Source organism: Streptomyces sp. WI03-4A (genome assembly GCF_033792105.1).
GTDB classification, from domain to species: Bacteria; Actinomycetota; Actinomycetes; order Streptomycetales; family Streptomycetaceae; genus Streptomyces; species Streptomyces collinus_A.
Genome location: NZ_JARAUO010000053.1, coordinates 18342 through 39524 on the forward strand (window position 1 = coordinate 18342; position 21183 = coordinate 39524).

Consider the following 21183-nt stretch of genomic DNA (forward strand, 5'->3'; position numbering starts at 1 on the left):
GGGAGTGGTGACCTTCATCGGGAATGTGGTGGGGCGGTTACCGGGCAAGGGCGTCGAGGAGCCACGGCTGCACCGCGCCCGTGACGCCGTGAGCGGCATGCCGGGACCCGGCAGCCGTCAGTCTCACCGGCAGGCGCCGGACCGTTCGACCGCCTTCGTGTAGGACGTGATCAGCTTCTTCATGGCCGCCGCGTCCTCGTGTTCCGAGCGGGTCGCCTGAAGGGCCGTGTAGAGGACCTGGCCCTCGTGCCGGCCACTGCGACAGCCCTCGGTCTTGCCGAACGCCTGGTTCGCCGAATACGCGAAACGTCCGTCGTCCGTCTGCTGATCCACCTTCTCCAGGGTCAGCCCGCGCGCGAACTCGAGCACCGACATGTCGTTCCACCACTGCTGAGCCGCGTAGACGACGCGCTTTCCGTCGACCGCGACAGTGCACCGGCTCGCCCGGGACCCCTCGGTCGTCGACGTCGTCGAGACCTCCTTCCCGGCGGGCAGGAACTCGGTCAGTTCCGCGGCGTCCACGGCGGTGCCGCACAGGGACCGTGGTGTGGCGTACTCGCGCTTCTGCCCGCTCTCGGAGCAACCCGGGAGGGCGACGAGGAAGGCGGCCGTCGCCAGGGCTGTTGCCCAGCGACGGCGGTGACGGGGGACGAAGGTCGAAATCATGGAGTTCTCGCTACCCGGTGGACGTCAGGAAGTGGTCGTGCTGCCGGGCGCCTGGCCGTCCAGAATTGCCCGGGCGTTGATGTAGCCCTGGCGGGACCCCTCTCGCGACCACGTCCCGATGTCGTCCGCGTTCGGCAGGTGGTATTTCTCGGCCGCGGTCTGCGCACCCAGCGCCACGTACTCGTTGTTCTTGGTCAGGCCGGCCTGCCAGCGACTGCCCATCTCGTCGCTGGCGTCCTCGAGGGCGTGTCCTTCGGCGTCCTTGAAAACGCGTTCCAGCACCACGCTGGTGACCGTGCCCGCCGCGCCGCCCGCGGCCGCTCCCACCCACGGGGTCGCCACGAACGACGTGCCGACGCCGACGACCGTGCCGACCCCGCCCGAGATCCAGTTCTTGCGCTGCGAGACGCTGTAGTCGTAGGCGTCGTCCTTCTCGCCGGCCGGCTTGGCGATCTCCTCCTGGCGTCCGAGACCGAGGGTGCCCGACACCTCACCGGACCGCTCGGAGATGTACTTGACCGTCGTCTCCTGGTCCTGGGAGAAGCGCTGATCCGCCGGGAGGTCGGGGTCGAGGTGATAGGCCATGAGCTTCGACATGTAGGCCTCCTGGCCGACCTCGACGGCGGCGTAGCCCGAAGGGTTCTGGCCGACGGCGAACAGGAACTTGCTGACGTCCCGGTGGTGCACCTTCGAGTCGGCGCCCTCGACCGGGTAGAGCTTCTCGATCTCCGCCCAGTCCTTCGAGTCCCTGCTCACGTCGGTGGTCGCCCGGTTGATGTCCGGAAGGTACTCGGACGCCATCTGCCCCATGCTGTCGGACATGTAGTCGTGGTCGGTGAGCCGGTCCGGATCATCGCCCACGGAGGACACGATGGCGTTGAAGAGCTTGGCCTGGCCCTCGGTGTGCGTCGGAGTGTCGAGGGTGGGGATCTCGCCCGCGGGGTGCCCGGTCGTCGCGGCCTCCAGGGCGGATGCCAGGTTGTTCAGGCCGTCGTGGCTCTCGTGACCGCTGAAGTCGTTCGCGATCGCGTGCGGCCAGTGCCGGTCTTCGAAGAGGTACTTGAAGTTGGAGACCGCCTGCTTGTGGTCGTCGTCCTTCGGTAGGAAGTCGTCGTTGAAGAACGCCGTGGCCGCGTCCGGGTTGTTGGACAGCCCCTTCAGATAACCGCTCAGGGGATCGATGCCGGTGTCACCGGACATGCGGTTGAGGTACGGACTGAACCCGAGCGGCTGCCAGGCGGTGTGCTTGCCGTCGCCGGTGAACTTGCGTTCCGTCTCCATCAGGCGCTTGCCGTAATCGGTCATGAAGGAGTCGTCGTAGTCGCCCGCACGCATGAGATTGCTCATGACCTGGAAGCCGATGACACCCCCACGGCGGCCGACCTGCTGGTCACCCAGATCGATGACACCGCGCTTCCACTCCGTCATCGCGGCCGTGTCGCTCCGGCTCGCGGTGGCCAGCGTGAGGCCCAGGTTCCTCTGCAGGTCGTCGAGCTGATCGCGGCGTTCCCGGGTGAGATCGGGTGCCACCATCGAATCAGCCGCGCCGGCCCAGAACTCCAGCGTCTTCTTCGGCCCGAGGCCGGTGGCGAAGCGCTCCGCGAACAGCGGATCGTCGTGGTATTTCTTCAGACCGTCGTTGAGACGGTCGAACTCCTTGACCGTGAGGTCGCCCGGATCCTTCTTCGCCAGTCCGGCCAGCTCGTCGGCCGCGTCCACGGCCGCCTGCGCGGTGTCGCGGTCCTTGTAGGCGGCGTCGGAGAAACCCACGGCGGCCTGGTCGACGAGGGCGTTCAGCACCTGCCGGGCCGACGCGTCGCTCTCGGTGGCCTTGCGCAGGATGTCCTGAACCTCGTTCCGCAACCCGGTGACGTCGCTCTCGGCGTGCTCGGGGACGGTCGTGCCCTTGGCCGCCCGGTCGGGATGGATGTTCATGGTGACCGTGAACGTGCCGTTGCCCGTGTCCATCACGGTCAGGTTCTTCTTCAGACCTCGGTCGATCGCCGCGTCTAGGTCCTTGTGGTACTGCTTCAGCTCGCCGACGGTGTCACTGAGGATGCTGTGGATGGTCTTCGCCTGCGTGTGGGCATCGGCGAACTCACCGGCGGTCTTGCCGATGAACTCCTTGCTGACCGCCGCGTTGACGCCGACCCAGTCGGCCCTGTTGGCGGCTTGACGCAGTCCTTGTTCGGCCTGCTTCCGCAGGTCTTCGAGGTTGGTGACCAGCGTCGACCAGTCGGTGACGGCCTCGTCGACCGCGGAGAAGTTGGCGAAGCGCAGGGTGTCGAGATCCACAGTCACGGTTCCTTGGACGGGGCGGAAGGGGACGGGCGGCGGAAGTGGCCGGCTACGCGTGGCCGGGCCGTCACCCGCCGGGCTTCTCTCCCTTGTCCTGCTTGCCGTAGTCGTTCTTGGCACCGGGTGCGCCGACCCGCTCGTCGAAGCCGGCGTCCAGGGCGTCGATGCTGCTCATCTGCCGCTGGATGTAGTGCTCGTCGCCCGCGTGGACCTTCTTCGTCGTCTGCATGTGGTTCGAGATCTGAGCGCAGGCGTCCATCAGCGACTTGAGCTGCGCATCCCAGCGATCGGAGACATGCTGCAGTCCGCCTCCCAGAGCGAAGCCCTGCTTCGAGAGGCTGCTCGCCGCCGAGTCGCTGCTGGCGACGCTGACACGGGCCCTGTCCCACAGCTGGTTGTAGAGCTCGTGGGCACTTTTGCCGATCTTGACCAGATCGTCGTGGCCGACCTTGAGGTCACCGGTCTGGTTCGGCACCACGTAAGGCCCGTATCCACCGCCATCGGGCACGCTGTTCAGCTGCATGCCCGCCGGTTCGTGCTCTGCCTTGAGCGCTTCCCACTCGTCCCATGCCATGGGTGACCTCTTCCCCCGCGCGCGCGGCCATCAGCCCGTGCGTTCGTTCCCCGCGCCGGACATGCGCTGCCGCCTCGATGGTGTGGCGGTGAATCAAGTTAGCAACCCCGGCCGGGGAAAATTTAGGTCATGTCCGGTGTGAGTGGATTGTCGCCTGTGAAGGTTCGCGGAAGGCGCTTGCCGGCGGAGTGCCGGCGTCGAGGCGGTCGCCGTCAACCGTGTGACCGTCGGTCGACCCGGCTCGAAAGTGGCGTGCGCGCAGGGCGTCTGAGTGGTTGATATTTGCACGATGTTGCTCGGGGGAAGCCGCGGTCCCCGCGTGGAGATCTGATGGAGATCCGGGGCGGCGGGGAGTCACCCCAGCCGCCACCGCGTTCGTGAAGGATGCCCGGCGCACAGGGATCTGGCTGACCGTCATATCACGCTGTTCGCTGCGAACCGGCAAGTCGGGCATACCGTGTCACCTGCGTCGACCTCGTAACCGAGTTAACACACAAGCCTGGTTGGACCGGTTGGGCAGGCTGACTAGAGTGGTAAACGCGTTGTGAGGCGCGGCTCGCTTTGCGATCGTACGGCGAGCGGGTGGTCGGCCCTGGACACGCTCGGGCCGACGGATGTACGGGGAAACGGGGAGGAGCGTCGTGCTTCCGGATGACATGGTGGGGGGCGTGTCGGCGGCCAGGGCGGCGGACCTGGAAGCCAGCGGAGAGGCGCTGGAGGACTTCGTCGGCAAGGTGGACGTCGTCCTGAGCGCGCTCGAGTCGTCAGCCGGCAACCCGACGAAGGTCGGTGCCCAGACGATCAAGCCCACGTCGCTGACCGCGGGGGCGGAGAGCGTCTTTCCTGAGGCGCACGGGCTGTACAAGCAGTACAACCGGGTCCACACGGAGCTCACGTCGCTCTCGAAGACCCTGCATCTCCAGATCGAGGCGATCGCCATCGCGGTGAAGGGCGCGCAACGGGGCTTCGACAATCTCGAGGAGCAGCAGCGCCAGCGCTTCTGGGCGATCCAGCACGAGATCGACAGGATCCAGGGCGCCAAGGGCGACAAGCAGCGCACCGGCACCGGTACCGAGATGAAGGCGTGACGATGACCGACAAGCATGAGGACGACCTCAAGCGGGTCGACTCCCAGAACAACGTCACCGATTTCGTCCGAGGCGTCGAGGAAGGACCGCAGGGCTGGTTCGTCGACGGCATCGTCCGTTCCGCGGTCAACGTCACCCCCTACGGGCGGGCTGTCGCGGCCCGGACGGACTTCGAGAAGCGGGACCTCGATCTCAACGAGATGATCGACCTGGTCGAGCAGACCGACCCCGAGGACCTCGAATCGTCGGGCAAGGCGCTGTGGGACGCCCGTGACGCCATCAAGAAGGCGGCGGACGACCTCAACGGCCACATCGACAAGGTGGAATGGGTCGGACAGGCGGGCCAGGCGTTCCGCACGTGGGGCCGCAACCTGGTCACCAACACGCACCACTTGAGCGAGTTCGCCGGTGCGGCCGGTGACCAGATCACCGCGGCCGCCGTGGGTCTGGCGTCCGTGCGTGGCGCCATGCCGGCTCGTGACAGCCACCCGAGCCGGAAGCGGCCGGAGAAGTTCACCACGGCCGAGAAGGCGGCGAACAAGGAAGACTACGCCGCTGCCGTGAAGGTGGAGAAGGAACGCCAAGAGGCGATCAACCAGATGAACCGGTTGTCGTCCTACTACGCGGTGTCCGAGGAGGTCCTGTCTGCGCTGCCCGCGAAGGGCAAGACCCCGGAATTCGCGTCCATGCCGGACGTGGGGGTGCCTCGGCCGCAACCCGGAGGCGCTTACGAAGCCGGGCGTCCTGTGGCCGCCGCAGGCCCTCATGGAAGCACCGGTTCCACCTCGGTCGGCGCACATCACGCCACTGTGGCGGACGTCGCCACCGGCCATGTCCCGAGTGATGTGCCGTCACACACGAAGCACATCCCCGAGCCGCTGCCGCACACCGACCAGCCTGTCGGTACGAACATCGACAGCACCGGCACCCTGCCGCCGCCCACGACGACCTCGCCTGCACCGGGCCATACTCCGCCGGTCACGGGCACCACGCCCGCCGGCGGCGGGCAGCCCAACATCTTCGAAGGCCCCGTAGGGACTCCGATTCCCAGTCGCGCGTCCGGCCGGGGCCTGAGTGGAGCAGGCGGTTTCCGTACCCCTCCGTCGGCACAGGGGCGCGCGGGGACGTCAGGGCTGACCAATCCGGGCTCGGGACGCGGCACAGGCCAAGGGCCCATGAGCCAGATGGGGCGCGCCGCATCCACCGGTCAGCAGGGTCTCAAAGGCACTGCTTCGGGATCGAAGTCGCTGCCCATGGGACGAGGGGTCACTGGCGGTACACCGCGACCTGGTGGCGCAGCGGCGTCGCGAGCCACCGGTGGGCCGTCCACCGGCGCCGGCCGCTCCAACGGGGTGGTCGGGGGACGGCCGACGGCCACAGGCGGTGCGTCTTCGAAGGGCGGAGCCAGGATCCCGCGCGGCACGGTCATCGGCGGTGAGGAAGCGGCAGGCGCTCGCGGCACGGTCGGTCGGCCCGGTCAGCGTGGTGTTTTCGGTGCCTCCGAGTCCACCGCACGGCCCGGTGCGAACGCGGCCGGCTCCCGTGCCGCAGGGGGGACGCCGGAGGCCGTGACGGGCAGACCGGCAGCGCGAAACTCCATGGCCAGGGCGGAGCGCAACGGTCTGACCCGTGGCGGTTCCGGTCTCGTGCGCGGTCCCGGCGGCAGCGGCAAGCCCGGGGACGAGGAGGAGGCGCAGGGATCCGAGCGCCCCGACTACCTCGTCGAGGACGAAGAGACACACCTGCCCGACAAGCCCCGGCGTGATGTGCCGCCGGTGGTCAACTGAGCGCGAGCGAGGACACGGAAGAAGATGAAGTCAGAGATCAGCCGACGAGCCGAGCACGTTACGCGCAACGCTAGACGAGTGCGCGCCGTAGGCGCGGTCGTCGGCGCTCTGGCGGCCGCGGCCGTGGGCTTCGCTCCTGCTGCCACCGCAGATGACGTTCAGTCAAGGCAGTGGTACTTGGGCCCCATGCAGGCCGATCAGATGTGGAAGGTCAGCACGGGCAAGGGCGTGAAGGTCGCCCTCATCGACACCGGGGTGAAGGCGGATACTCCTTCGCTCAAGGGGCAGGTCCTGACGGGTGAGACCCCCAAGGCCGTCTCCTACCACTCGACGAAGGACTATCTCGGTCACGGGACGACCATGGCCGAGCTGATCGCGGGAACGGGTGCAGGTGGCGGACTGAAGGGCCTGGCCCCGGGGGCGAAGATCGTGCCCTACCGGATCGAGCTCAAGGGGCTGAGGGGTGGGGCTGACGAAAAGCAGAAGACCCCCGAACCGGAAGACGCGATCAGGGCGGCGGCCGACACCGACGCGCAGATCATCAGCATGTCGTTCGGTGAGCAGGCGCCAACACCCAAGGAGAGAGCCGCGATCGAGTACGCGGCGTCGAAGGGCAAACTGCTCGTTGCTGCAGTCGGGAATGCGGGTCGGCAGACAGGTGAGGGCGACAACATCGGCTACCCTGCCGCGTTCCCCTATGTCGTCGGCATCGCCTCGGCCGACAAATCCCTCTCCGTGTCCAAGTTCTCCTCCTCCGGCAACTACGTGGACCTCTCGGCCCCCGGCCAGGGATTCCCCGGATGGTGTGACGCCACCTTCCGCTCGTACTGCGACGACGTGAACGGCACGAGCTCGGCGGCCGCCATCGCATCCGGTGCCGCCGCCCTGATCTGGTCCGCCCACCCCGACTGGACGGTCAACCAGGTCACACGCTCCCTGCTCGACACCGCCGGACGTACCTGGGCGAAGAACGACCCGAGCAGGTACGCCGGTTACGGCTTCATCCGCCCCCGTCTGGTGCTCGAGAACCCCAAGTACGACGCGGGCCCGGCCCACGTCGACCCGCTGGCGAAGTACAACGACGGCGATCTGCTGGCGAAGTCCGGAGGCGCTGCCGCGACCTCCTCCTCGTCCGCACCCTCGTCCTCCCCGTCCGCATCAAACCCGTCACAGGCCCGGGGCAAGGGTTCGTCCGGGGCGACTTCGGCGGCAGGATCGAGCGCGGAGTCGTCGAGCGACGGCAACACCCTCTGGATCGCGCTCGGGGCAGCCGCCGCCGTCCTCGTGATCGGCGGTGCGGGCGTGGCCGTCATGCGGGCGCGACGTGCCAGGTGACGTCGTCTCCCCTCGGCAGCCCCGTGGTCTCCGGCCAGGGCGTACCGGAGGGCTTCCCGCCGCACGACACCGCGCCGCGGTGAGCCAAGACAGTTGGACCGAAGAGACACAGACAGAAAGGGCGGGCTGACATGGCCGACAAGCAGAAGCTCGAAGATGCAGCAGTAGTCCACCTGCAGAAGCAGATGGTCGAGAAGTACGAGGGCATCCAGAAGCGCGTACACGGCCTCCAGGGCGTCATCGACGGCCTCGAGGGCCAGTGGCAGGGCATCGGCCGTGCCGCGTTCGACAAGAAGCAGTACGAGATCAACGAGTCGCTGCGCAACATCGGCAACATCCTCGGTGACGTCATCGAGGCGATGACCGCGACGCGCAACATCAAGGACAGCAAGGAAGACGAGGTGCGCGCGGCCGTCAACAAGATCGACGTGCAGGACGGCGCCCCCACGGTCTCCCCCCTCAGCTCCTACTGAGTCGAGCGGCACGCAGGACATCCGCCGGACAGCCGGCGATCACCAGACCCACACCAGCGAGACGAGGTAAAGAGGCATGGCCAACAACGCTGACGGACTGTCCGTCACTTACGACGGACTCGATGTCGCCGCGACCAAGATCGGTAACGAGGCGAGCCAGCTCGAGCAGGACCTGCAGGAGCTCCGCCGGCTGGTGGTGAGCAGCCTCCAGTACTGGGAGGGCCAGGCCCAGGACACCTTCCACGAGAAGCTGAACCGCTGGGACAAGGAGGCGAACGACATCCACCAGTCGCTGACCGGCATCGGCCACGTCGTCGCCCAGTCCGGCGGTACGTACATGGAAGGTGACAAGAAGGCGGCCGGCTACTTCCGGTAGTCCGAGGCTCGCAGCAGCAACTCCAGGGTGGGCGCGCACGGGAGGCGCCCACCCTGCTGTCGTGCCATGACGGTGGTGAGGGGGAGTAAGGGTGGACACGCGCGCGCCAGGCGCCGGACCGAGTGCCGGCGGTATCCGGCGGCTCGGTGCCTACACGGTCGTGACGCGGCTCGACAGCGGCATGCCCGCCCACACGCCCGTCCCCGAGCACCGCTTCATCGCCCGCAGCGCCGACGGTGACCGCACGGTACTGGTCAGCAGCCCCCTGGAGACCACCGACCCGCAGCGCTTCATGGTCGAAGCCGAGACCTCCCGCTACCTGCTGGGACCCTGGGTCCTCCCGGCGGCGGAGCTCGCCGCGCCGGGTGAGCGGGCGTGGCACGCGCGGCCCTACGTGCCCGCGCTTCCGCTGCCGATCGCCCTCGCGGTGAACGGCGGCCCGCTGCCGGAGCGCACGGTGCGCGCCCTCGCCGTGGCGATGGCCGAGAATCTCGCCGTCATGCACGGGCAGAACCTGACCCACGCGGGCCTGTGCCCGGCCGCCGTACTGATCGCCGCCGACGGACCCCGGCTCACCTGCTTCGGGGCGGTGCGGGCCGCCACCCAGGACGGCGTCGCACGGCGGCAGGTGGCGGGTCTCGATCCGGGCAGCCTGCCCCCCGAGCAGGCCACGGGTGGGCAACCACGCCCCCTGGGGGACGTGTACGCGCTGGGCGCGACGCTCGCCTACGCTGCCACGGGTTACACGATGCCGGAAGGCGCCGAACTGCCGCCCGCCCTTCGCCCGGTGGTCGAGCGGTGCCTGTCCCGCGACCCCACACGACGCCCGCAACTGGTGGACATCATCGATGAGTTGACGGGAGGCGCCCAGGCCGGAGCGCCCGCTGGATTCACCGCGCCCACGCGCGCGGACGCGTTGCTCGGCCCCGGCTGGCTGCCCGCCCGGCTCGTCGCCGCCATCGTCCACCAGTCGGCCTCGGTACTGGCCGCCGAGGTGCGGCTGCCGCAGCGGTCGCAGCCCCACGCGTCGTCCGGGCCGCCGGTCGGCGCGCCGCCGTCCCCCGGTTCCGCACACCACCGCACCCACTGACGACAAGAACCCATGCCGACTCCACTCACCCACGACGACCCCGTCGCCCTCGGCCCCTACCGGCTCCTCGCCCGGCTCGGCGGCGGAGGCATGGGCACGGTCTACGCGGCGCGCTCCGCCGGCGGACGCACCGTCGCCCTGAAGACCATGCACGCCGGCATCGCGAGCGACCCGGCCGCCCGCACCCGCTTCCGTCTCGAGGTGGACGCGGCCCGGGTCATCGGTGACCAGTTCGGGGCCCGGGTGATGGACGCCGACCCGCTCGCGGAGACGCCCTGGCTGGCCACCGAGTACGTACTCGGGCCTCCGCTCGACGAGGCCGTCGAGGCCGGCGGGCCCCTGCCGGAGCAGTCCGTGCGCGCCCTGGGCGCCGCCCTCTGCTCGGCACTGGGCCAACTGCACCGGTCGGACGTCGTCCACCGCGACCTGAAGCCCTCCAACATCCTGCTCACCGCCTACGGGCCGAAGGTCATCGACTTCGGCATCGCGCGGGCGATCGGCGACGACCGGCTGACCCGTACGGGTGCCGCCGTGGGCACGCCGGCCTTCATGTCGCCGGAACAGGCCACCGGCCAGGAGCACGACGCGGCCGGTGACGTGTTCGCGCTCGCCGGGGTCCTGGTCTACGCGGCCACCGGGCACGGTCCGTTCGGGCACGGGCAGGCGGCGGACCTGCTGTACCGGGTGCGGTACGCCGAGGCCGACCTCGGCGGTGTACCGGCCGCGCTCCTTCCGCTGCTGTCCCAGTGCCTGGCCAAGGAGCCGGAGAAGCGCCCCACCACGGCGCGCCTCGCGGAACAACTCCACCACGGGCGGGGTGAGTTCGCCGAGCACCTGCCGCACGGGTTGCTCGCCGACATCGGGCGGCGGGCCGCCGACGTCTGGAAGTTGACGCCACAGCGATCGCCCGCCCCCGTGGCCGTGCCGGAGGACCTCGTGGGCCCCGTGCCCACAGGCGGACGCCCGTCGCGCCGTGGGCTTCTCGTGGCCGGGGGAGCACTCGCGGTGGGTGCCGCGGCCGGCGGGGGCGCGTGGTGGTGGCGAGGCCGGACCGCGGCACGAAGCGGCGGCACGACGGCGCGGGGCAGCGTCAACCGGACGAGGAACCTCGATCCCCTGTGGACGTACACGCTCGGCTCCGTCTACACGGACAACTACGGCTCGGTCGTCCCCCAGAGCATCGGGGGAGTGGTCGTCGTCCCCCTGGGGGGACTGACCGACGGCGTCGACCCGGCGACCGGAGCCAGGAAGTGGCAGGGCACCACGGGACAGAGCAGCTGGCAGGTGGCGGTGGCGGGCGGCGGGTTCTACCGGCTCACGGCGGAGCCCTACACCGACGACCAGGTCGGATCGGCCGTCGCCCTCCAGTCCGCGAACCCGCGCAACGGGAAGACGCTCAAGACCCTGGCTCGCTTCCCGGCCACCAACGACATGCTCGAGTCCCACCAACTGCTCAGCGTCGGCGACCGCGCCGCGTACGTCGCCGTGGGCAACGGGAAGGCCGCCGGGACCGGCTACTTCACCCCCCACCAGACGTTCACCCTCCGCGCCGCCGACCTGGACACCGGCAGGACCTTGTGGTCGAAGCCGTTGCCCGCGCGACCCGACGACAGCCAGCGGCTGCACTTCCTGGCGGCGAAGGCCGTAGGCGGCCGCCTGGTGACGCTCCAGGAGGTGAAGGAATGGACCGTGCACATCGTCGTGCGGGACGCCTCGACCGGAGCCGTCGTCTGGGAGCGGCCGTACGACGTCGGCGATCCGGACGACCTGCGGGGCGGGATCGCCGCTGACGGCACCCACCTGTACCTGGGCGGCAGCCGGCTCAGGGCGCTCCGGCTGAACGACGGGAAGGTGGCATGGCAGACCTCCGCGGCACACGCCTACGGCCCGCCCGTGCTCAGGGCGGGTGTGCTGTACGCCGTCGGCGGAGGGGCCGGCCTGACGGCCGTGGACCCGGCCGACGGAAAGGTGCTCTGGACCGAGAAGGGCGGGGAGGTGGACGAGGCGTCCACCGCCTGGCAGCCCGTCCTCGGCACCCGACACGCGTACTACAAGAACGGGAACCTGCTGCGCGCGATCAGCCTGTCGGACCGGACCACCGCCCTCACCTACCGGACGAACGGCAAGCAGTTCTACGCGGACCCGGACGCGAAGCTGGTCCTGGCCGTGGACCCGGATGACCTGACCGCATATCCCCTGAAGTGAAGTGACCGACGCAGCATGAAACCACTCGGTACCGGCGATCCCCTTCGCCTCGGTCCCTACCGTGTCCTCGGCGTCCTCGGCGAAGGTGGTATGGGCAAGGTCTACGTCGGACAGGACGGCACCGGCACCGTCGCAGCCGTCAAGGTGCTCAGGCCCGAACTCGCCCACGACACCAACCTCGCCCAGCGGTTCGTGCGCGAGGCCCAGGCCGCGCGGGCGGTGCGCAGCGGCGGCGTGGCGAACGTGCTCGGCGCCTGGACCGAGGGCGGACGCCCCTGGATCGCCACCGAATTCCTCGCCGGACTCACCCTCGACCAGGTCGTCGACACCCACGGACCCCTGGACGAGCCGGCCCTGCGGGCCCTCGCGGCCGCGCTAGCCGAAACGCTCGCCGACATCCACGCGGCCGGGTTCGTCCACCGCGACCTGAAGCCCCCCAACATCGTGCTCACCTCGACCGGACCGCGCGTCATCGACTTCGGTATCGCGCGGCCCGAGCACGGGCTCACCCTCACCACCACCGGACAGGTGCCCGTCACCCCCGGATACGGCGCACCCGAGCAGGTTCTCGGACAGCGCGTGGCCCCGTCGGCCGACATCTTCTCGCTCGGTGCGGTGCTGGCCTACGCGGCCACGGGAAGACGGGCGTACGAGGGGACGCATGTCGCGGCCGTGCAGTACGCGGTGGTGCATGGCGAACCCCAGCTCGACGGTGTGACTCCCCAGGTGAGGGACCTGATCCTGCCCTGCCTCGCCAAGGATCCCGCGGCGCGCCCGACGCCGGCCCGGATCGTCCGGGCCGTGGCGGCGCCCAAGGGTGCCGACCGCGCATGGCGTCGCGGACCGGTGGCCGACGCCATCAAGGAACGGGAAGCCGAGGCACGCCGGCTGACCGCGCCCGCCACCGTCGAGACGGTGCCCGTCACCCGCAGGCGCCTGCTCACCGGCCTCGCCGCGGGCGGCGCCGTCCTGGCGGGCGGGGGCGGCACGGCGGCGTGGTGGCTCGGTTCCGGGAGCGGCTCGACGAAGAAGAAGAGCGACCCCTTCGACATCCCGCCGGCCGTTCCCGTCCCCCTGCAGAAGCTGGACATCAAGGGCGTCAAGGACCCGTTCGGCAGCGACGTGGAGCCGACCGAGCTCTGGGAGCTGGGCGACGTGGCCGACGCCTACTCCCGGCAACTGCTGCCGATCGGGAACGTCGTCGTCTTCGGCATCGCGACCGGCGGCATCGCGGCCTTCGACGTCAGGAACGCCGCACGGCGCTGGAGCGCACCCCGGCTCAGGACGAAGAGCGGCTACCTGTCCCTGTCCGACCGGTTGGTGATCGGGGCCGACGGCAAGGGCGTCCTGCGGACCTTCGTGCCCTCCACCGGAGAAGCCAAGTGGACCTGCCCGGCGGCGGAGGCGGCCACTCTGCTCGCGGCCGACGCGGACGCGGTCTACTTCGTGACCAAGGACCAGAGGCTGCGCAGCGTGAACCGCTCGAATGCCAGGATCCGCTGGACGAGCACCGTCCCCGCCGACTTCCGCGGCAAACTGCTCAACCCGGCCGTCGTCGGCCAGGGGAAACTGGTCATGTCGACCTCCGACGGCAACGTGCTCGTCGTCCACACCAGTGACGGCCGCAAGGCATGGGCCCGGCTCGACCAGGCGGAGGTCACCGTCCGTCCGGCCGTGTACGACGACACCGTGTACATCAACGGCAGGTCCCTCGACGCCCGCCGGCTCAGCGACGGTGAGAAGGTCTGGAGCACCAGACTCGGCGACTGGGAGACCGACTGGGACAAGTGGGGCCCGCCCAAGGCCTACGACGACGCCGTCTTCGCCAACGCGGGCGACGGGACCAGACGCCTCAACAGGGACGACGGCAAGGTGGCGTGGGACGCGTTCGACAGCGCGGACTACGCGAGTCCGGTGCTGCGCCAGGGCACCGCGCTCTGGTCCTTCCACTCGTACAACACCGCGGGCGGGGGCCTGCGGGAGATCAAGGCTTCGCGGGCGTCCGACGGCGAGAGCGTCCGGAGCCACTCCCTCGGCACACCCGAGTACATGCGTCTGGCCGCCGCCGGGAACCGCGTCTTCGTCATGCACGACAGCGCGGTCACCACCTTCGCGGCGTTCTGAGCGCCGGCCCGGCCCTCCGGACAGGCCGGATGCCGCGGACCGGCGCGGTCCGCGGCATCCGGGACGGTCTCGAAGCCGTGAGGGACGGGCTGCTAGGCCTCCGTGAGCCCGACCTGGACCATCGGCTTCCCCCGCTTGCGCGACACGAAGATGCCCCGCCCCGCCGGCATCGGCCGCGGGCGCACCCCGCCCAGGAGGTCGCCCTCACCCGGGTCACCGGCGAGGACCACGCCCTGAGCACCCAGCTCCTTGATGCGCTGCATGAAGTTCTCGTAGCCGGCCCGCCCGGCGCCGGCCGTGGAGCGCGCGATGATGAAGCGCACGCCGACGTCGCGCGCGAACGGCAGGAGCTCCGTCAGACCGGCCAGCGGGTTGCCGCTCGACGTGGACACGAGATCGTAGTCGTCGATGACCACGTACACCGTGGGACCCTTCCACCAGCTGCGGTCCCGCAGTTGCTGCGGTGTCACGTCGGCCGTCGGCGTGCGGCGCTGCATCAGGTCGGCCAGGGCGTCGACGTGATGCTGCATCTGGTTCGACATGGGGATGTACTCCGCCAGGTGGGACGGCGGGGTCACCCCGAGCAACGAGCGGCGGTTGTCGACGACCAGCAGCTTGCACGTGTTGCCGTCGTACCGCTCGGTGAGCCGCTGGATGAGCAGCCTCAGCAGGTTCGACTTGCCCGACTCGCTCTCCCCGAACACCAGGAAGAACGGGTCCTGCTCGAAGTCCACGAAAACCGGCTCGAGGTTGTCCTCGTCGAGGGCGAAGGAGACGCCCCGGTTCGGGAAGCGGTTCCCCGCGGGCAGCTGGGCCGCCGGGAACTCGCGGGGCAGCAGGCGTACCTCCGGCGCGCCCGGCTCCTGCCAGTGGCGCGTGACCTCGGTCGCGAGGGCGGTCGCCGCCTCCGCGAGGTCGGTGTCGGAGGAGAGGCCGTCGATACGGGGTACCGCCGCCATGAAGTGCTGCTTCTGCGGGGTCTGACCGCGTCCCGGAACACCCGTGGGGACGTTGGCCGCCACCTTGCGGTCGATCTCGGAGTCCATGGGATCACCCAGCCGCAGTTCGAGGCGGTTCATCAGGTGGTCCTTGAGGTTCGCCCGGACCTCCATCGAGCGCGAGGCCGTGATGATCACGTGGATGCCGTAACCGAGACCGCGCGCGGCGATGTCCAGTACCAGCGGCTCCAGGGCCTCGTAGTCCGTGCGGAAGTTGCCCCAGCCGTCGATGACGAGGAACACGTCACCCCAGGGCTGGTCGGTCACCGAGATGTCGCCGCGCGCGCGGCGGGAGCGGAACTCAGCGATGGAGGAGATGCCCGCGGAGCGGAAGTACTCCTCACGGCGGGTCAGTACGCCGTACACCTCCGCCGCCGTACGCCGGACCTTCTCGGGGTCCAGACGGGACGCGACACCGCCCACGTGCGGCAGGCCGGCCACCGCGGCCATACCGCCACCACCGAAGTCCAGTCCGTAGAACTGCACTTCCCGCGGCGTGTGGGTGAGGGCGAAGGACGCGATGACCGAGCGCACCAGCGTCGACTTGCCGGACTGCGGGCCACCGATGATCTGCATGTGGCCGGCGGCGCCGCCGAAGTCGAGCCACAGCGGGTCACGCCGCTGCTCGTAGGGCTTGTCGATGAGGCCGACGGGGACGACGAGCCGGCCCGCGCCCTCGTAGCCCGGCTGGGTCATGCCGCGTCCCGGCACCGGCGCGAGCCCGGGCAGCAGGGCGTCCAGCGACGGCGGGCTGTCCAGCGGGGGCAGCCACACCTGGTGCGCGGCCGGCCCCTGGGCCTCCAGGCGGCGCACGACCACGTCGAGGACGGTGTCGGCGAGCGCGTCGTCCTGCCGTTCACCGGGCACCTCCTGGCGCTGCTTGGGGATCGGCGCGTACTGCACCGGCACCTCGGCCGCGGTGAAGAGGACGGGCCTGCGGTCGACGGGCAGCGGACCGCCGAGAGCCGCGGCCTGCTGCGAGCTCGTGCGGTACACCCCTGACACGTACGCCGCCTTGAAGCGCACCATCTCGTCCGTGCCGAACTTCAGGAAGCCGGAACCCGGGACGTTCGGCAGCTCGTAGGCGTCCGGGACACCGAGAGCGGCACGCGACTCGGCGGCCGAGAACGTCCGCAGACCGATGCGGTAGGACAGATAGGTCTCGAGTCCCCGCAGGCGGCCCTCCTCCAGGCGCTGCGAGGCCAGCAGCAGGTGCACACCCAGCGACCGGCCGATACGGCCGATCTGCACGAACATCTCGATGAAGTCCGGCTTGGCGGTGAGCAGTTCGCTGAACTCGTCGATGACCAGGACCAGGGACGGGATCGGCTGCAGCGGCGCGCCGGCCGCGCGGGCCTTCTCGTAGTCGTGGATGTTCGCGTAGTTGCCCGCGTCGCGGAGCATCTCCTGGCGGCGGTTGAGCTCACCGCGGATCGAGTCGCCCATCCGGTCGACCAGGGTCAGGTCGTCGGCCAGGTTGGTGATCACGGCCGCCACGTGCGGCAACTGGGCCATACCGGCGAAGGTGGCGCCGCCCTTGAAGTCGGCGAGGACGAAGTTCAGCGTCTCGGAGGAGTGGGTCACGGCGAGGCCGAGGACGAGCGTGCGCAGCAGCTCCGACTTGCCGGAACCCGTCGCGCCGACGCACAGACCGTGCGGGCCCATGCCCTCCTGGGCGGCCTCCTTCAGGTCCAGCATCACCGGGCGGCCGTCCTCACCGAGGCCGATCGGCACGCGCAGCCGCTCGGACTGCGAGCGCGGTCGCCAGGTCCGCTTCGGGTCGACCGAGGCCGCGTCGCCCAGATTCAGCAGGTCGGTGAACTCCAGGTTGGCGAGCAGTGGTTCGTCGTCGTCCCCACCCGACGCCACGCGCAGCGGCGCCAGTTGGCGGGCGAGTGCCTCCGCCGCCTCGTACGACAGGACGTCCGGCGTGCCCTCGTAAACCATGCCGTGCGCCGACTCCAGGCGCAGTTCGTCGGGCTGCACGACGACGGAGAGGTCACCGCGGCCCACCGTGAGGTCGCCCGGCACGACCTCCAGGACCGTCACGCCCTGCACGCCCTCGGGGTTGGCGAGCAGCGACGTGGGCGGCAGGGAGATGCCGTCGAGAACGACCACCAGATGCGGCTGTTCGGGCACCGGAGGGCCGTCGGGGTGGAAGCGCGGGCGGCCCTGGAGGCGCGAGGCGAGCCGGTCCTCCAGCTCGACGGGGTCGTGGGAGATCAGACGCATGCTGCCGGCGCCGTCGGCGAGGCCCGGCGCCTGCACGTGCGGCAGCCACTTGGCCCACTCCCACTCGGGAGCCGACTCACGCCCGCTGACCACGGCGACGACCAGGTCCTCGGGGGAGTGCAGCGAGGCGATGGAGGCGGTGACCGCGCGCGCCGTGCCGCGCACGGTGCCCGGTTCGCCGCTGATCGTCACGTGGTAGAAGGCCCGCAGGGACACGGCCATCGGCAGGTCGTCGAGCGTGCTGTGGGTGGCCATGAAGCGCTGCATGGCGCCCGCGGTCAGTGGTTCCAGCTCGTCGACGGGTGCGGTCTGCGGCGGGATCAGGGGGGTGGCCAGCGCCTGCGGGCCGAGGCCCACCCGGACCTGCCCGAAGTCCTCGTCGGCGGTGCGTCGTTCCCACACCCGGCTGCCCTCGGCGACCAGCGCCCACAGTTGCTCCGGCGAAGGGTGCAGGTAGTACTGGGCGTCCCGCTGGACCCTCGCGGTGTCCAGGGCCGCGCGCCGCGTCTGCGACAGGTAGCGGAGGTAATCACGGCGCATGTCCGCCATCTGGCCCTGGTTGCCCCGGCGGTAGCGGACGAGCATCGAGATGCCCATGGCGATCGTCGACGCCACCATCACCATGCCCATGATCTTCATGAACGGCTGGGCCTGGGGGTTGAAGAAGAACACCACGGACCCGCCCATGCCGAGCATGGGCAGGAGCTGCATCCAGGCGCCTTCCTGCTGGCCTCGGGGCAGTTCGGGCGGAGCCTGCAGTACGACCTCGTCCGTGGGCACTTCCTTCGGCAGTGCCCGTGGCGGGCGCTTGACGACGATGTGGCTCACTACGCACCAATTCCCTTGCCGGACCGAGATGTTTCGTCCGCCGCCCCGTGTCAGGCGGACGTCGACCGCGCAGCGCGATCCTACTGACAACCCCCGGCTGCGGCGGGCGGTAGGGTGCCGGGGAGACGCGTGAGCAGTTGCGAATCGTTCTGGGAAAACCCGGGCAATACGCGACGGTTCGGCGACGGTTCGAAGCAGGCGCCCGTCCGTGGACTCCGGTTGCGGCCGCTCGGTCGACCGGTGGTGCGTACGGCGCGGCACAACCTACACAGGATCTTTACGGGCGGAAGGGTGCACGGCGGCACCACGGGCCGCCCCACCGCCGACGAGGGGGAACAGCAGGTGAGCATGACGGCCTCCGCGCCTGCCGGCGCGACCGGTGGAGCAGGCACCCAGGCCCCTTCCGGGGCGGGCATGGGATTCGGTTTCTGCCGGGTCACCATCGTGGCGCCCGACAGCCGCATCGACGTGGCCCTGCCCGACGACGTGCCGGTCGCCGACCTGTACCCGGAGATCCTGCGCCTGTCCCAGCAGAACCCCGCCGAGGGCGCCCCCGTCGGCTATCACCTCGTACGGCGCGACGGCACCGTCCTCGACGGCGCCCGGTCCTTCATGGCACAGCGCATCCTCGACGGCGAGCTGCTCACCCTGCGCCCGTTCGCCGAGTCGCTGCCGCCCGCCGTCGTCGACGACGTCTCCGAGGCGGTGGCCTCCGCCGTCACGCGCGACCGCACGCTGTGGAGCGGCGACCTCACGCGCGCCGCCGGTCTCGTCGCGGGCGGCATCCTGCCCGCGCTGCTCGCGTTCGTGGCCTGGAGCTCCCGGATCCACCACGACATGCACAGCCTGCAGGGCATCGTCGCGGCAGTCGCCGGCGTCCTGCTGATCACCATGGCGTGCGTCCGCGCACGTGTGTACGACGACCGGGGCTCCGCCGTCGCACTGGGACTGGGCGCGCTGCCGAACGCCGCCGTGGCCGGATCGGGTCTGCTGCCGCTCTCCGGCGGAGAGGGCATCGGGCGGCTGCAGTTCCTGCTCGCCTGCACGGCCGTCCTCGTCGCCTCCGTCGTGCTCACCCTGATGTCGCCGGGCGGCGACGGACCCTTCGTCGCGTTCGTCTTCGCCTCCGGGATCGGTCTGGTCACCTCCTTCATCGCGATCCTCACCGAGCTGCGCCCCATCGAGACGGCCGCCGTCTGCGCCCCGCTGTCGGTCGTGGCGCTGGCCTTCCTGCCGGGTCTCTCCATGCGCTTCGCCCGGCTGCCCATCGGCTTCGAACCGCCGAACCAGTCCCGCGGCGGCTACGGCGGCGGCGAGCCGGCCCCGCAGGAGCCCGTGGACGCCGAGCGGGTGGCCGCCCAGGCCCGGCGCGGCCACGAACTGCTCGTCGGGCTCGTCGGTGGCTGCGCCCTCGTGGCCGTGGGCGCGTCGATCGTCCTCGGCTTCTCCAGCAACATGTGGGCGCAGCTGCTGGCCCTCGCGACCGGCCTCGCCATGCTGATGCGCGCCCACCTGTTCCGGTACACCGCACAGGTCGGGGCCACCCTGGCCGCGGGCCTCGCCTCGATCGTCTTCCTCGGCCTCGGGCTCGCCCTGAACCCGCCGCGGAGCTACCTGATCGACGCCTTCCAGGGCGACACCGCCGCCCTCGACATCCGCAGCGTCTGGCTCGCCGCGGCGGTCGGCGCGGCCACCGCCCTGGTCACCGCGATCGGGCTGATCACTCCGCGGCGCGGTGTCACCCCGTTCTGGGGGCGCTTCCTGGAGATCGCCGAGAGCTTCGTCCTGCTCACCCTGATCCCGCTGGCCCTGGCCGTGTTCGACGTGTACGCACGGGCCCGGGCGATGACCAGCTGAGGGTTCCCGCGGCACCGCCGTCCGGGTGTGCGACGTGAGAAGGGGCGGCACGCGTGCGTGCCGCCCCTTCTCACGTCGCGTCCGCTACGCCTCCGCGGCCCCCGCTCCCAGATCGAACTCCCCGTCCCGAGCCCCCAGCACGAACGCCCGCCACTCCGCCTCCGTGTAGCGCAGCACCGTGTCCGGGTCGAGGGAGGACCGCATCGCGACCGCCCCGGCCGGCAGGTGGGCGATCTCGACGCGCTCCTCGTCCTGCTCCGTGCCCGGCGCGCAGTGCCACTCGACGTCCGAGATGTCCAGCGCGTACAGCTCGTCCCGCTCCCGGTCCTTGCGCGCCTTGGTCTCCGCTTCCGTCTCCGCCATCCCGAGGAGTCCCCTTCCCGGCCGTTCCCGGCTGTCCCGGATGTTCCCGCCGCGATCGCGTGATCCGGCGGTCGCGATGTACGCGGTACGTACGATCGGCGCGGCTCACCCTAGTGGCCGCCCACCGCCGGCCACGGCCGTTCCGGAACGCCGGTGAAGACGGCCGTATACGCCTGGTACCCTGGTCGACGGCCGTTTGTGTACGCACTTCCGGAGACCCCCGAGGACTCTGGAGGCCGCGCCCAGCGGATCCCCGCCTCCCGAGTCGTGGAAGCTCCCCCGAGAAGTGGACCGGGGGCACTCGATGGCACTTATCAGACTACGAGGAGTACGCGTGTCGCTCGACGCCGCTACGAAGAAGCAGATCATCACCGAGTTCGGTACCAAGGAGGGCGACACCGGCTCCCCCGAGGTCCAGGTCGCCATGCTCTCGCGTCGCATCTCCGACCTGACGGAGCACCTCAAGACCCACAAGCACGACCACCACTCCCGTCGTGGTCTGCTGATCCTGGTCGGTCAGCGCCGTCGCCTCCTGCAGTACCTGGCGAAGAAGGACATCCAGCGCTTCCGTGCGCTGGTCGACCGCCTGGGCATCCGCCGCGGTGCGGCGGGCGCCAAGTAACACGCCGTGAAGGGAGCGGTTCCCGGTAGGACTGGGGACCGCTCCCTTTGCCGTACGTGGGGAAACGTGCGGAGTGTCACCGACGCTTTGTAGTGTGGTAGCACAACGCATTACGGACGACACAGCACGACAACGAAAGGGAGAAGCGCGCCAAGCCGCCGCCGGTCCTCGGTAGTGGCCCCCGGGGGAAACGAGCCCCGGGTGCTTCGATCGAAGACCGGCCCGCACCGCACGGAGCGCTTCTCCGCCACCGTCCCCCTGCCACAC

At 70.2% G+C, this 21183-nt stretch carries 15 protein-coding genes; 10 read left to right on the forward strand and 5 right to left on the reverse strand.

The window, feature by feature from the left end; translation table 11 throughout:
- Positions 1 to 123: 123 nt before the first annotated feature.
- The 3 genes from PV343_RS35775 to PV343_RS35785 all read right to left on the reverse strand — a co-directional run bounded on the left by PV343_RS35775 (position 124) and on the right by PV343_RS35785 (position 3538).
- Positions 124 to 666 (reverse strand): hypothetical protein, encoded by a 543-nt coding sequence (locus PV343_RS35775; protein ID WP_319151206.1) that lies wholly within the window; start codon positions 664 to 666, stop codon positions 124 to 126.
- Between the two features lie 24 nt (positions 667 to 690).
- The gene (locus PV343_RS35780) at positions 691 to 2961 is read right to left on the reverse strand and encodes a hypothetical protein (RefSeq protein WP_319151226.1); all 2271 of its coding nucleotides are present in this window, start codon (positions 2959 to 2961) and stop codon (positions 691 to 693) included.
- A gap of 70 nt (positions 2962 to 3031) precedes the next feature.
- A complete protein-coding gene (locus tag PV343_RS35785) occupies positions 3032 to 3538 on the reverse strand; it encodes a hypothetical protein (RefSeq protein WP_319151207.1) in 507 nt (168 codons plus the stop codon).
- A 641-nt stretch (positions 3539 to 4179) separates the two neighbouring features.
- Between PV343_RS35785 and PV343_RS35790 the strand changes: the two genes are divergently transcribed.
- The 8 genes from PV343_RS35790 to PV343_RS35825 all read left to right on the forward strand — a co-directional run bounded on the left by PV343_RS35790 (position 4180) and on the right by PV343_RS35825 (position 14016).
- Entirely contained in the window at positions 4180 to 4626 is a 447-nt protein-coding gene (locus PV343_RS35790; protein ID WP_319151208.1) for a hypothetical protein, read from the forward strand.
- 2 nt (positions 4627 to 4628) lie between these two features.
- Entirely contained in the window at positions 4629 to 6413 is a 1785-nt protein-coding gene (locus PV343_RS35795) for a hypothetical protein (protein WP_319151227.1), read from the forward strand.
- Positions 6414 to 6491: 78 nt separating this feature from the next.
- A complete protein-coding gene (locus PV343_RS35800; RefSeq protein ID WP_415923536.1) occupies positions 6492 to 7748 on the forward strand; it encodes a S8 family serine peptidase in 1257 nt (418 codons plus the stop codon).
- 131 nt (positions 7749 to 7879) lie between these two features.
- On the forward strand, positions 7880 to 8221 hold the full coding sequence (locus PV343_RS35805; protein WP_319151210.1) for a WXG100 family type VII secretion target: 342 nt from the start codon (positions 7880 to 7882) through the stop codon (positions 8219 to 8221).
- Between the two features lie 76 nt (positions 8222 to 8297).
- Positions 8298 to 8597 (forward strand): WXG100 family type VII secretion target, encoded by a 300-nt coding sequence (locus PV343_RS35810; protein WP_319151211.1) that lies wholly within the window; start codon positions 8298 to 8300, stop codon positions 8595 to 8597.
- 181 nt (positions 8598 to 8778) lie between these two features.
- A complete protein-coding gene (locus PV343_RS35815) occupies positions 8779 to 9687 on the forward strand; it encodes a serine/threonine protein kinase (protein WP_388240975.1) in 909 nt (302 codons plus the stop codon).
- Positions 9688 to 9699: 12 nt separating this feature from the next.
- Positions 9700 to 11892: a protein kinase domain-containing protein gene (locus PV343_RS35820; protein ID WP_319151213.1), complete on the forward strand. Its 2193-nt coding sequence runs from the start codon at positions 9700 to 9702 to the stop codon at positions 11890 to 11892.
- 15 nt (positions 11893 to 11907) lie between these two features.
- A complete protein-coding gene (locus PV343_RS35825; protein ID WP_319151214.1) occupies positions 11908 to 14016 on the forward strand; it encodes a protein kinase domain-containing protein in 2109 nt (702 codons plus the stop codon).
- Positions 14017 to 14108: 92 nt separating this feature from the next.
- On the opposite strand, the gene eccCa is transcribed toward PV343_RS35825, so the two are convergent.
- Complete coding sequence (eccCa, locus tag PV343_RS35830) at positions 14109 to 18074, reverse strand: type VII secretion protein EccCa (RefSeq protein ID WP_319151215.1); 3966 nt, start codon at positions 18072 to 18074, stop codon at positions 14109 to 14111.
- A 348-nt stretch (positions 18075 to 18422) separates the two neighbouring features.
- Here eccCa and eccD point away from each other — a divergent pair, with 348 nt between their 5' ends.
- On the forward strand, positions 18423 to 19931 hold the full coding sequence (gene eccD / locus PV343_RS35835) for a type VII secretion integral membrane protein EccD (protein ID WP_319151228.1): 1509 nt from the start codon (positions 18423 to 18425) through the stop codon (positions 19929 to 19931).
- Positions 19932 to 20015: 84 nt separating this feature from the next.
- Here the strand turns inward: eccD and PV343_RS35840 are convergent, their stop codons facing one another.
- Positions 20016 to 20294 (reverse strand): DUF397 domain-containing protein, encoded by a 279-nt coding sequence (locus tag PV343_RS35840; protein ID WP_319151216.1) that lies wholly within the window; start codon positions 20292 to 20294, stop codon positions 20016 to 20018.
- 334 nt (positions 20295 to 20628) lie between these two features.
- Here PV343_RS35840 and rpsO point away from each other — a divergent pair, with 334 nt between their 5' ends.
- Positions 20629 to 20916 (forward strand): 30S ribosomal protein S15, encoded by a 288-nt coding sequence (gene rpsO / locus PV343_RS35845; protein ID WP_005479656.1) that lies wholly within the window; start codon positions 20629 to 20631, stop codon positions 20914 to 20916.
- Positions 20917 to 21183: the final 267 nt, after the last annotated feature.